Origin of the sequence: Cupriavidus sp. L7L, assembly GCF_004353535.1 — a bacterium.
Classification (GTDB): domain Bacteria; phylum Pseudomonadota; class Gammaproteobacteria; order Burkholderiales; family Burkholderiaceae; genus Cupriavidus; species Cupriavidus oxalaticus_A.
In genome coordinates, this window is record NZ_SMNY01000057.1 from 21,073 (window position 1) to 32,773 (window position 11,701).

The window sequence follows — 11,701 nt, forward strand, 5'->3', positions numbered from 1 at the left end:
GCCAGCCTGCGCGCTGCCTTTCTATGCTGGAAAGCAGCGTGCAGACGCATTCCCGAGGATGGCAAAGCCATGAACGCCATGAACGACAATGCAGCCCTGGCCGGCCGGATCCTGGAGGTCGCCCTGATGCTCGGCGAGCGCCGCGGCTGGGACGCCCTGCATCTGCATGATGTCGCCGACGACATGGGCATCGGCCTGGAAGAGATCCACCGGCATTACCGGCAGAAGGACGACCTGGCCGAAGCCTGGTTCGAGCGCGCTGACCTTGCGCTGGTGCGCGTGTCCGCGCGTGAAGGCTGGGGCGCCCTGTCCCATCGCGAGCGGCTGGAGCAGGCCATCCTCGCCTGGCTGGAGGCGCTGGCCCCGCACCGGCAACTCACTGCCCAGATGCTGCGCTACAAGCTGCAGCCGGAGCACGTACACCTGCAGGTGCAGGGCCTGCTGCATATCAGCCGCACCGTGCAGTGGCTGCGCGAAGCTGCCCGCCTGCCGGAATCCGGCTGGCGCCGCGAAGCGGGCGAGGTCGTGCTGACCGGCATCTTCGTTTCCACCTTCGGCTGCTGGCTGCGCGACCATTCACCGGATGCAGGCCGCACGCGGGCCTGGCTCGATCGGCAACTGCGCTGCGCCGAGCGCCTGGCGTGGCGCCGTCCTGGCGACACCGGAGCGCGGCCCGGATGGACACGATCACCCACGCCTTGATGGGCGCGCAGGTTGCGCTGGCCGTCCCCATGGACGAGGCTCCCGGCCGGCGCCTCGGCACGCGCGAACGACTGCTGCTTGGCGCTGCCGCCGGAGCCTTTCCGGATATCGATTTCCTGGGCTTCCTGGTCCATCCGCTGCGTTTCCTGGCCCAGTGGCACCAGGGGCCGACGCATTCGCTGCTGCTGCTTCCGGCCTGGGGCGCATTGCTGGCCGGACTGTTCTGCCTGGTGACGCGCCGGCACCAGGCCTGGCGCGAAGCGCTTGCCGTCAGTTGCCTCGGCGTGGCCAGCCACATCGCGCTGGACCTGATCACCGTTTATGGCACCCGCATCTTCTATCCCGGCTCCGAACGGCGCTTCAGCCTCGGCACCACCTTCCTGGTCGATCCGCTGCTGAGCGGCATCGTTGTATCCGCCCTGGGCCTGGCACTGTGCCTGGCACCGCCGCTGCGTGCGCGGGCAGCCCTGGCGGGCATGGTGCTGCTGTGCGCCTATGTCGGCGCCCAGGGCGTGCTCAGGCAACGCGCGCTGGAACTGGGCAACGAATCCTTGCATGCTGCCGGCATCCAGGCGCAGGGTGTGGACGCGCTGCCACAGCCGTTTTCTCCGTTCAACTGGAAACTGATCGCCCGCGCGGGGACGGACTACCATGTCGCCCACGTCAACCTGGCCGGGCATCCTGCCTGGCTGCCGCCATGGCCGGTGCTGGGGCGCCTGCCCGCCATGGCCAGGGCCTATGTGCCGCCCGCGCACATGGAATGGACGCTGCGGCCGCAGCTGCTGCAGCTTCCGCTGGCGCGGTCCGGGCAGGCGCTCGCATGGCAACTCTGGGTGCGGCCGGACTTTGCCGATTTCAGGCGATTCGCTGTCTATCCGGCCCTTTCCGCCATCACTGCGATGCCGGCAACGGACCTGCCGCCGCGCGAGCCAGGCGAAACGGCCGCCTGCGTCTGGTTCACCGACCTGCGCTATGACCTGCCCGCGGTGGAAGACATCTTCCGCTATGGCTATTGCCGCGACAGTGTGCAGGCACCATGGCGGCTATACCGGCTTGCCTATTTCAGCCAGGAGCAGCGCCAGCGACTTGACTAGCACGACATGCGAAATCCCGTCTGCGCCCCCCACAGCTCTCCTCGACGCGCGCGGTCACCATGACTTCAGCGACCGGGATAGCCATCTCCCGGCACACGTCCAGTAGCGGCATGCCATTCCTGCCGGCCCCGACCTACCAGGCCATGACCAGGACGGTGGGGCTCAAAATGGAGTGAAGGCCGCGCTGGAACCGGCGCGCTGATGGCGCGTCGTCAAAGCTATGTGCTTGCACTGTTGGGGCTCGGGATGCGGCATGAGTTCTGAGCCGAGCTCCGGCAGTGCCGCGAAGCGACCGACGTTCAGTGCATGGCACAACGATCGGTGCCGTTGTCGTAGTTCACCCGATCTCCCCGCTGGCCCCCGCTATCGGGACCGCATGAGCTGATACAGGGAAAGCGCCCTGGATGGTGTCTTCGTAATCCGGAAATAGGGTCTCTGAACAGCACCGAATCCCCGGAAGAAGCGTTCCACCGATTCCAGCATGGAACCTGAAAAGTCATAGATCCTGGTTACCGTCGAAGCGAATTTGATGGTTTCCCATATGCAGTAGCTGCCGGCTCCGGTATTGGGTGGCAGGTCCCGGTTTGCGCCACCCATCAGGCCATAGGCGCTCTGCTCATCCCACACGAGATAGGCGCTATAGTGAGCCCGTCCCTCCTCGTCCTCGACGATGAATATCTTGCGCTGCCCACGCTCCTTGCACGCGGCATCGATTCGCCTCGCGACGTCATCGGAATAGCCTCGTCGCCATCTTGGGTCGGTGCCGACATTGCGGTTCAAGGGCAGGAATTCATCAATACTATCGGTGTGGCGCACGTGAAGATTGAAGCGGCCAGTCGCTTTCCGGATGTCCTGTTTCACGGTGGGCTGCATGGCGTTCCAAAGCGACGTCTCGTCGCTAAGGTCCGGGAGAACGTAGGTGTATCGCGTGGTCTGCCGGTAGCCTTTCCAGAAAAAAGGCAGCCAGTTGGTATCGGTGTAATGCCACGCCTGCGCGAAATGATCGAACCTCGGCAACTGTTCAATCAACTCGGTCATCAGCTCCTTCTGCTGGCTGAGCAATTTTGTCGGTTTCGCGTCCTTGCACGCCAGCCAGGGACCCAAGCCATGGCCAGCGGGAGGCTGGGTGAGAATGACAAAACCGTATCTTGTTTTTCTGACATAGGGCATTGCCGCGATCACCTTCCCTGCCCGTTCCACCAGGGTCGCGCTCCACCGTTCAGGCCCGACCGTCGCGTCCAGCCACCAGGCCTGGCTGGAAAACGGGATTGAGCGTTCGATCTCGCAGAGCTCTCTGTACTTCTGCTGATTGATGTCCATATGTCTCAGTCACCGGTGAATGGCCGTTGTCGCTGTACGGCTGGCCCCACCAGACTAGCGGATCCATGGCCGGCGCAACATCATGCCGATGGCGATCAGCCGTCGGACGGACGGTATCGCGGATGCCCCGCAGAAATGCCGGCGCGGCATTGCATTCATCGGCTGGGGAAACGGACTTGCGTGCCCACGGTTAATCGAATGGTGCACTCACGTTGCCGCCTTGTATTTGTTCGATTTGAGTCAGACCGATTGCGGGACCAGCCGCTTTGGCAGGCAAAAAGTCATGCCGATAAGGCAGAGCAAGATTATGAAGCTTGGTCGCAGGCCCTTGCGCCTGATCGTACGGCTAATGTAGCCGCTCGGTAACATCAATTGGTGAGCCTGGACATGAGGCACCGTGCGCCATCGCACCCAGTGCCGTTGTAACGCCTCCCGGTGATCTCGATAATGTGCTCAACCTGAACGGCTGCCTCACGATGCTGTGGCACGACTCCTCGCTCGGCACCGCGAAGGAACGGGCCCGGTATCTGGCGGTGCTCGCACACACCTGAGCCTTTTTGTCGGACAACGGCTTCGGGACCGGTCTGCACAATGTTGGCGATCGCGCCTGCTCGACGCAAAGGCGATCGCGGTCGGGCTGGGGCTCTTCACGGAGACCTTCGGCACCCCTCCAAGGCGTGGATATAGGATGTGAGGAGAAGTGACCATGGCGAACACTACCGGCACGGATATGCAGCAAGCGGTCTCCCTGAAATTCCTGGGTCATAACGGCTTTCTGGTCGAGTCGTCAACGGAATATCTTGCGACAGACCCCTGGCTCACCGAGAACGGGGCATTCCATGGCAGCTGGTTCCAGTATCCGAAAAATCATCATCTCCAAGCGGAATTCATAGAGATAAGCCAAAGGAAGAAGGGCTGGATATATATCTCCCATGAGCATCAGGATCATTTTGACGTGGACACCCTGAGCAAGATCGGCCGGGATGCGGTATTTGTTATTCCACGATTTCGCGATGATGCCCTGAGGAGCGAGATCGACAAACTGGGATTCCAATATATCGAACTTCTCGATGGCCGGCCAAGCTTGATGAGCGCATGGTTGACGCTGACCTGCTTTGTGTCGGACATTGGGGTGAATCATGACAGCGCGCTTCTGATTGAAACGCCTGCTTTCAGTTTTTTCAACCAGAACGATTGCAAGATATTTGATCGGCTTGATCAGCTACCCCGGCCGATAACCTACTATTCGGTTCAGTTTTCCGGCGCGACCTGGCATCCGGTCTGCTATGAGAATTACAGTGAAAGCGAACGAGCGGAGCTCAGCAAGGAAAAAGCGATCAAAAAGCTCGACAATGTGGTTGGCGCGATGCAAAGGCTTAAGCCGAGATTTTTCATCCCGGCTGCGGGGCCTGCAATATTTCCTTTTCTGCCCCTGTCCCTATCATGCGGGGTCGGCAACATTTTCATTCACCAACCAGAGCTTCATCAATATTTACTGGGCGCCAATATTGAAAACATCCTGTACCCAAGGCCAGGGGATGAGATAAATGAACTCACCGCACGGGAGCCCATCGCCCCACCCGGGGAACGCGATATTCTTGATTACAGAAAGAATATTCCAGATCGCTGGGAAGGTCTTGCTATCGATTTTTCAAAGGAAAGACTGATAGATGAAATAAATAACAGGCTGGATCAGATCTGGGACCTGGAATTCCAATGCGAGTCTCTTCTGGTACTGGCCTGGGGTGATGGCGAAGATGACTCCATATGTATTGATTTGTCAGAGAAATCCATTATTGATCCGCCTGGTTCCATGCCGGCATTCTGGCGAATTACCGCGGACAGGAAATACTTTGCCCTGATGTGCGGTCGCGACCGATGGCAGAACATTCACCTCTCGCTGAGGGCAAAGCTATATCGCGCTCCTGACAGGTTCGACAACATCATAAACATATTCCTGCTTTCGGATGTCTCGAATCTTCGCGATTCCATACTCCAAACACTCGCCATTCCGAAGGAAAGAATAACGATTTCCCGGGGCAGTGGAATGCGTTATGAGATCAATCGATATTGCCCTCATCAAGGAGCAGATCTGTCTTGCGCCACTATTACGGAAGATGGCAAGCTCATATGCCCGCGCCATGGGTGGGCTTTCTCGCTTGAGGATGACGGAAAGGCATTGGATGGAAGTTGCAGCCTGGAAGCGAAAATTATAGAGCTCGAAGGATGAGAGCTGCTGCAGCTTTATCCCACCGGCGCGTCATCGGCGAGGCGGCTGGATAGCGGGGACCGGTCCTTTGTTCCCCGGCTGCAGCGCGTCCTGCTTCTTGCCATCCGTCTGTGGCAAGTCCATCAGATAGGAAACTGCGTCGTCGATAGCACCTGCTTGAGCACCATGAACGAGCGGATCTGCCTGACACCTGGCAGGTAGAGCAATTGTTCCGCGTGGAGGCGGTTGAAGCTCTCACTGTCTCTTGTGCGCACCAGCATGAAGTAATCGAATTCGCCGGTCACGACGTGGCATTCCATGCAACCGGATACTTTTTGCGCGGCAGACTCGAACTGCGCGAAGGACTCGGGCGTGGAGCGATCCAGCACCACGCCGATCATCACGAGCATTCCCGCATCCAGCGCAGAGGGGTTGAGGAGCGCCACGATGCCGCGGATCAGCCCCATTTCCTTGAGCCGCTCCACGCGCCGCAGGCAGGCGGGCGGGCTTAGGTTGACCTTTGCGGCCAAGGCCACGTTGGAGATCGATGCGTCCTGCTGCAGGGCTCTCAGGATCGCCTTGTCGGCGCGGTCGAGCGAGTCCACGTGGGGTGCGGGTGGCAGCGTCTGCGATGGCGCCTGGGAGGGTGCGGCCCGCGCGGATTTGGTGCGAAATTTTGTTTCTTTCATTCTGATTATGGGAGAATTTTCCGACTGAATGAATGGTGATGACTTACTAATAGTGTTCAAAAGCTCGCTTCTTTGCAAGCACGTTTCGTGGCTTTTTTTCTAGGATAGAGTCCGTCGCCGCATCGTTGGCCTTGCTGCAAGCCGCACCGATGACGGAACCACACCCTAACCCTGGAGCTGCCACCATGAATCTCGAGCGCTTTGCCCGTTACCCCCTGACCTTCGGCCCCACGCCCATCCAGCCGCTCAAGCGCCTCTCTGCCCACCTTGGCGGCAAGGTCGAGCTGTACGCCAAGCGTGAGGACTGCAACAGCGGCCTGGCCTTTGGCGGCAACAAGACCCGCAAGCTCGAATACCTGATCCCGGACGTGCTGGCGCAAGGCTGCGACACGCTGGTCTCGATCGGCGGCATCCAGTCGAACCAGACGCGCCAGGTGGCCGCCGTGGCCGCGCACCTGGGACTCAAGTGCGTGCTCGTCCAGGAAAACTGGGTCAATTACTCCGACGCGGTCTATGACCGGGTCGGCAATATCCAGATGTCCCGGATGATGGGGGCCGACGTGCGCCTGGTGGCCGACGGCTTTGACATCGGCATCCGCAAGAGCTGGGAAGAGGCCATGGAGAGCGTGCGCAAGGAGGGTGGCAAGCCATATCCGATCCCCGCCGGCTGCTCGGAGCATCCGCTGGGGGGCCTGGGCTTCGTCGGCTTTGCCGAGGAAGTGCGCGCACAGGAGGCCGAACTGGGCTTCAAGTTCGACTACATCGTCGTGTGTTCGGTAACGGGCAGCACGCAGGCGGGCATGGTGGTGGGCTTTGCCGCCGACGGCCGGGCTGATCGCGTGATCGGCATCGATGCCTCCGCCAAGCCCGCCCAGACCCGCGCGCAGATCCTGCGCATCGCCAGGCACACGGCGGGGCTGGTGGAACTGGACCGCGACATCGCCGACGCCGACGTGGTGCTCGACGAGCGCTATGGCGGCCCCGAATATGGCCTGCCGTCCGAAGGCACGCTCGAAGCCATCCGCCTGAGCGCCAGGCACGAAGGCATGATGACCGACCCGGTCTACGAGGGGAAATCGATGCACGGCATGATCGACATGGTCCGGCGTGGCGAATTCCCCGAAGGCTCGCGCGTGCTGTATGCCCATCTCGGCGGCGCACCGGCCCTGAATGCCTACAGCTTCCTGTTCCGCAACGGCTGACCGACGCACGGAGGTGCTGCGATGAATCCCACTCTACATTCGTCCCTGCGCAGAGCCTTCGTGGCAGCCCGGGCGCTGGCGCTGCCAGCGCTGGCGGTTGCCGCCTTGGGGGCCCACGCTGCATCGGCGTATCCGGTCCGGCCCGTCACGCTCGTGGTGCCGTTCCCGGCCGGCGGGGCGGTCGACATGATCGGCCGGCTCGTCGGCAAGAGCCTTGGCGATGCGCTGGGCCAGCCGGTGGTGATCGAGAACCGCGCCGGTGCCGGCACCATCGTCGGGGCCGGCTACGTGGCCAAGTCCGCGGCCGATGGGTACACACTGCTGGTCAGTTCGGGCTCGACATTCACTGTCAATCCGGCCATCAACGCGAGCCTTCCGTATGACCCCGTGAAAAGCTTCGAGCCCGTCGGGCTGGTGGCGCGCGTACCGCTGATTGTGCTGGCGAACAAGGCGGTACCGGTGGATACGCTGCCGCAGATGGTTGCGGCGGTCAACGCTGCGCCGGGCAAGTACGTCTATGGGTCCTTCGGTACCGGCACCACCGGGCATTTCGCCGGCGAGATGCTGCTGGGCGCCACCGGCATGAAGCTGCAGCACATCCCGTACAAGGGCAGTGCGCCGGCCGTGGCCGACCTGATCGGCGGGCAGATTCCGTTCTCGGTCGATACGGTCGCCGCGTCGTTGCCCCATATCCGCAGCGGCAAGATCAAGCCGATCGCGGTCATGGGCGCCCGCCGCGCCACGCCGCTGCCTGACGTGCCCACCGTCGCGGAAGCCGGTTATCCCGGCTTCGATGCCGACTCGTGGGTAGCCATCGCGGCGCCGCGCGGCTTGCCGGCCGACGTCAAGGCCCGGCTGGAAAAAGCGGTCGCGCAGGCGATGAAAGACCCTGAGGTCCAGCAAAAGCTGCTGGCCAACGGGCTGGAGCCGAACTACGCGGGCCCGGAGCAGGTCAGCGCCATGATCAGCAAGGAACTGCCGCTGATGCGCGCCACCGCACAGCGCGCGAGCATCACGGCGAATTGATGGTTTCCATCGCCTTGCCTGGAGGCAGCAGCATTCGAGCCGGCAAGCGGACAATGCCGCCGGACATTGTCCGCCGCAGCCGTCCTATGTCGCCTGTTCCCTGATCTTGTCGACGACCTCCGGATTGGCAAGCGTGGACACGTCGCCAGGTTCCTGCCGGTTGGAGATCGCCGCCAGCACGCGGCGCATGATCTTGCCCGAGCGTGTCTTGGGCATGTCGGGAACAATCACGACCCGATGCGGACGCGCAATGGCGCCGATCTGGGACACCACCGAGGCCGAGACTTTGTTCGCGATCTTGGCGGAAGGCGACAGTCCCGGCTTGAGCGACACATAGAGGTCAGGCACCTTGCCCTTGACCTCGTCGGCCACCGGCACCACCGCCGCCTCGGCGACCTCGGGCACCAGCAGCGCGGCCGATTCGATCTCCTTGGTGCCGAGGCGATGGCCGGAGACGTTAATCACGTCGTCGATGCGGCCAAGGATTCGAAAGTAGCCGTCCGCCGCCTGCATTGCCCCATCGCCCGCCATATACGGCCAGTCGCGCCAGTCCTTGCTGTCGGGATTCTTGCAATAGCGCGCATAGTACTGGCGCACGTAGCGGTCCGGATCCTTCCAGACGGTCTGGAATATGCCCGGCCAGGGATTGCGGATGCAGATATTGCCCGCCTTACCCGAGCCGGCCGGGACCTCCTTGCCTTCCTCGTCAAAGATCACCGGATGGATGCCCGGGATCGCCGGGCCCGTGCTGCCGGGCTTCATCGGGTGGATGCCCGGCAGCGTGCTGCAGAGGAAACCGCCATTCTCGGTTTGCCACCAGGTGTCCACGATGACCGCTTCGCCCTTGCCGACTTCGCGGTGGTACCACTTCCAGACTTCGGGCTCGATCGGCTCGCCCACCGTGGTCATGTGCTTGAAGTGGTAGTTGTATTTCGCCGGCTCGTCGGGCCCGTTGCGCCGCAGCGCGCGGATTGCGGTGGGCGAGGTGTGGAAGATATTGACGCCAAGGCCTTCCGCAATACGCCAGGGTCGGCCGGCGTCGGGCCAGGTCGGCACGCCCTCGTAGACGACAGACGAGGCGGCGAGGGCGAGCGGGCCATAGACGATGTAGGAATGCCCGGTGATCCAGCCAATATCGGCCATGCACCAGTAGACGTCCTCGGGGTGGATATCCTGGATGTACTTCGAGGTCCACGCCACATAGGACAGATAGCCGCCGGTGGAATGCTGGCAGCCCTTGGGCCGGCCCGTGGTGCCGCTCGTGTACATCAGGAACAGCGGTGCCTCGGCCGGCATCGGCTCGGGCTCGACACGCCTGCCGCGGAAACCGGCGAGCATGTCATTGAGAATGAGATCGCGGCCCTCCACCAGCATGGCGGCGCTGGAATACTTGCCCGGGTAGCGCTGCCAGATCAGGACCTTCTCGACCTGCTGACCGGCGCTGGCGGCCTCTGCCACGGCGATGTCGGCCTTTTCCTTGTGATCGAGCAATTCACCGCCGCGGTGATAGGCGTCCATGGTGATTAGCAGCCGGCTCTCGGAGTCCGCGATGCGCTCGGCGCAGGCCTTGCCGCTGAAGCCGCTGAATACCTGTGAATGAATCACGCCGATGCGCGCGCATGCAAGCATGGTGATGGGCAGTTCGGCCACCATGGGCATATGCAGCGTGACGCGGTCGCCAGCCTTCAGGCCGCAGAAATCGCGCAGCAGGGCGGCCAGCTCGTTGACGCGAACAAAGAGCTCCTGGTAGGTGAGGTGATGCACCGACTCATGCTCCGGCTCGGGCACGAAATGAATCGCGGTCTTGTTCCCATACGCAGCAAGGTGGCGGTCCACGCAGTTGTGGCAGGCGTTGATCCTGCCGCCGACGAACCAGCGCCAGAAAGGCGGGTTGCTGGTATCCAGCGTCGTTTCCCAATACTTGTACCAGTCCAGCAGGTCTGCGAACTCCTTGAAGCACTCGGGGAAGCGATCGAGGGAGAAGCGTTCGAAAATGCGCGGATCGGTCAGATTGGCCTGCGCAATGAACTGCGCGGGCGGCGGGACATAGTCTTCCTCGGGCCAATGGACCGCGATTTCCGCCTCGGACACATCGGCCGATTCCTGCTGTGTAGCATGATGTGGCGCTTTGTCTTCAGGCATGACGATTCCCCTTCACTTTCCATGACATCCATCCAGGCAGGTGCCACTATCCTGGGATAGCCGCCTGAAATAACGACTAGTCCATATTAAGTCCGGGCACGGGGAGTTGCCAGGGAATCGGCCGCCGCTGTCCGCCGAGCCCAGAGCTTGCCTGTCGGCCGCGATACGCTAGATTCGTATTGGGGGCATTGGAGAATCAGCAATGACCAACGATCTTCTTGTGGAACGCGTGGACGTTTGGGCGGCAAGCATACCGGACCGGCCCGGCGGCCTCGCGGAGGTACTGGAGGCCCTGCGCGATGCCGGCGCGGACCTGCAATTCGCGATTGCGCGCCGCACGCCGGAGGATCCCGGCAAGGGTGTCGTGTTCGTGACACCGCTGCAGAATGACAGGGAAATCCGTGCAGCTGCCCAGGTCGGCTTCAATGTCACGCACAGCCTGCACTCGGTGCGTATCATGGGCGGGGACCGGCCCGGCATCGTGGCGGAACTGACCCGCAAGCTTGCGGAAGGCGGAATCAATCTACGCGGATTCTCTGCCTCCGTCATCGGGGTACAGTTTGTCGCGTACGTGTCAGTGGACTCGCTCGACGATGCGAACAAGGCAATGGCGATCTTGGGCAAAGGCTGACGAGGCGCGGGCCTTCTACGGCAAAACGGGTTAGGTACTGAGGGCCATTCACTACCGCCCGTCATCTGCTATCAGGGGGACGTATGCGCATACTGGTCATTGGAGCCACAGGGCTCCTTGGGAAAGAAATTACGGCCTTATTGTCGGACGAGCATGACGTGATAGGGGCCAGTCGTGGGTCTTCGGCGCTCTCCGTGGACATCTCCGACAAGCAGTCGATTCTGGCGATGTACAGACAACTGGGCACGGTTGACGCCGTGGTCTGCGTAGGGGGCACCGCGAAATTCGCCCCACTGGACGCCCTGACTGACGATGATTTTGCATTCAGCCTCGCCAATAAGCTGATGGGGCAGATCAACCTTGTGCGGTATGGGGTTCCCTACATCTCCCAGGGCGGGTCGGTCACGCTCACCAGTGGCACCCTCGCGCAGCATCCAATGCTCGGTGGTGCCGCCGTGAGCACCGTGAACGCCGGCGTCGAGGCGTTCGGGCGGACTGCAGCGCTCGAACTGCAAGGCAAAATTCGCGTGAATGTCGTCAGCCCCGGATGGGTGTGGGAGACGCTCGAAGCGATGGGACGCGACCCCGCCAAGGGCGTTCGGGCAGCGGTGGTTGCACAGGTTTACCAGAAGTGCATTCTGGAAGACTTTTCCGGGCAAGTGGTGTCGGTCACCCACTGACTCGCA

At 62.0% G+C, this 11,701-nt stretch carries 10 protein-coding genes; 7 read left to right on the forward strand and 3 right to left on the reverse strand.

Going from position 1 to position 11,701, the window contains the following annotated elements; all coding sequences use genetic code 11:
• The first annotated feature begins 69 nt into the window (after positions 1-69).
• Positions 70-702 (forward strand): TetR family transcriptional regulator, encoded by a 633-nt coding sequence (locus E1J61_RS34200; protein ID WP_243737093.1) that lies wholly within the window; start codon positions 70-72, stop codon positions 700-702.
• Positions 678-1,796: a metal-dependent hydrolase gene (locus E1J61_RS34205; protein ID WP_133098257.1), complete on the forward strand. Its 1,119-nt coding sequence runs from the start codon at positions 678-680 to the stop codon at positions 1,794-1,796. The genes E1J61_RS34200 and E1J61_RS34205 overlap by 25 nt, the downstream gene beginning before the upstream one ends.
• A 363-nt stretch (positions 1,797-2,159) precedes the next feature.
• Here E1J61_RS34205 and E1J61_RS34210 read toward each other — a convergent pair whose 3' ends face one another.
• On the reverse strand, positions 2,160-3,116 hold the full coding sequence (locus E1J61_RS34210) for a methicillin resistance protein (protein WP_133098258.1): 957 nt from the start codon (positions 3,114-3,116) through the stop codon (positions 2,160-2,162).
• A gap of 706 nt (positions 3,117-3,822) precedes the next feature.
• On the opposite strand from E1J61_RS34210, the gene E1J61_RS34215 reads away from it, so the two are divergent.
• Positions 3,823-5,346: a Rieske 2Fe-2S domain-containing protein gene (locus E1J61_RS34215; RefSeq protein WP_133098259.1), complete on the forward strand. Its 1,524-nt coding sequence runs from the start codon at positions 3,823-3,825 to the stop codon at positions 5,344-5,346.
• Positions 5,347-5,468: 122 nt separating this feature from the next.
• On the opposite strand, the gene E1J61_RS34220 is transcribed toward E1J61_RS34215, so the two are convergent.
• Complete coding sequence (locus E1J61_RS34220; protein WP_240745993.1) at positions 5,469-6,014, reverse strand: Lrp/AsnC family transcriptional regulator; 546 nt, start codon at positions 6,012-6,014, stop codon at positions 5,469-5,471.
• A 185-nt stretch (positions 6,015-6,199) separates the two neighbouring features.
• On the opposite strand from E1J61_RS34220, the gene E1J61_RS34225 reads away from it, so the two are divergent.
• Together E1J61_RS34225 and E1J61_RS34230 are read left to right on the forward strand one after the other, a co-directional pair.
• Positions 6,200-7,216, forward strand: a complete 1,017-nt coding sequence (locus E1J61_RS34225) for a 1-aminocyclopropane-1-carboxylate deaminase (protein ID WP_133098260.1) — start codon at positions 6,200-6,202, stop codon at positions 7,214-7,216.
• 21 nt (positions 7,217-7,237) lie between these two features.
• Complete coding sequence (locus E1J61_RS34230) at positions 7,238-8,242, forward strand: tripartite tricarboxylate transporter substrate binding protein (protein ID WP_133098261.1); 1,005 nt, start codon at positions 7,238-7,240, stop codon at positions 8,240-8,242.
• Between the two features lie 84 nt (positions 8,243-8,326).
• Here E1J61_RS34230 and acs read toward each other — a convergent pair whose 3' ends face one another.
• A complete protein-coding gene (gene acs / locus E1J61_RS34235) occupies positions 8,327-10,384 on the reverse strand; it encodes an acetate--CoA ligase (RefSeq protein WP_133098262.1) in 2,058 nt (685 codons plus the stop codon).
• A gap of 202 nt (positions 10,385-10,586) precedes the next feature.
• Here acs and E1J61_RS34240 point away from each other — a divergent pair, with 202 nt between their 5' ends.
• Together E1J61_RS34240 and E1J61_RS34245 are read left to right on the forward strand one after the other, a co-directional pair.
• Positions 10,587-11,015 carry an ACT domain-containing protein gene (locus tag E1J61_RS34240; RefSeq protein ID WP_133098263.1) on the forward strand — a complete coding sequence of 143 codons (429 nt, stop codon included), beginning with the start codon at positions 10,587-10,589 and terminating at the stop codon, positions 11,013-11,015.
• A gap of 83 nt (positions 11,016-11,098) precedes the next feature.
• A complete protein-coding gene (locus E1J61_RS34245; RefSeq protein ID WP_133098264.1) occupies positions 11,099-11,695 on the forward strand; it encodes a short chain dehydrogenase in 597 nt (198 codons plus the stop codon).
• The last annotated feature ends 6 nt before the right edge of the window (positions 11,696-11,701 follow it).

Excerpts from the sequence above, each read along its gene's own strand:
- E1J61_RS34205 (WP_133098257.1), top strand. The coding sequence starts at position 678 with ATGGACACGATCACCCACGCCTTGATGGGCGCGCAGGTTGCGCTGGCC.
- E1J61_RS34200 (WP_243737093.1), top strand. The coding sequence starts at position 70 with ATGAACGCCATGAACGACAATGCAGCCCTGGCCGGCCGGATCCTGGAG.
- E1J61_RS34210 (WP_133098258.1), bottom strand. The coding sequence starts at position 3,116 with ATGGACATCAATCAGCAGAAGTACAGAGAGCTCTGCGAGATCGAACGC.
- E1J61_RS34245 (WP_133098264.1), top strand. The coding sequence starts at position 11,099 with ATGCGCATACTGGTCATTGGAGCCACAGGGCTCCTTGGGAAAGAAATT.
- E1J61_RS34240 (WP_133098263.1), top strand. The coding sequence starts at position 10,587 with ATGACCAACGATCTTCTTGTGGAACGCGTGGACGTTTGGGCGGCAAGC.
- E1J61_RS34225 (WP_133098260.1), top strand. The coding sequence starts at position 6,200 with ATGAATCTCGAGCGCTTTGCCCGTTACCCCCTGACCTTCGGCCCCACG.
- E1J61_RS34215 (WP_133098259.1), top strand. The coding sequence starts at position 3,823 with ATGGCGAACACTACCGGCACGGATATGCAGCAAGCGGTCTCCCTGAAA.
- E1J61_RS34230 (WP_133098261.1), top strand. The coding sequence starts at position 7,238 with ATGAATCCCACTCTACATTCGTCCCTGCGCAGAGCCTTCGTGGCAGCC.
- acs (WP_133098262.1), bottom strand. The coding sequence starts at position 10,384 with ATGCCTGAAGACAAAGCGCCACATCATGCTACACAGCAGGAATCGGCC.
- E1J61_RS34220 (WP_240745993.1), bottom strand. The coding sequence starts at position 6,014 with ATGAAAGAAACAAAATTTCGCACCAAATCCGCGCGGGCCGCACCCTCC.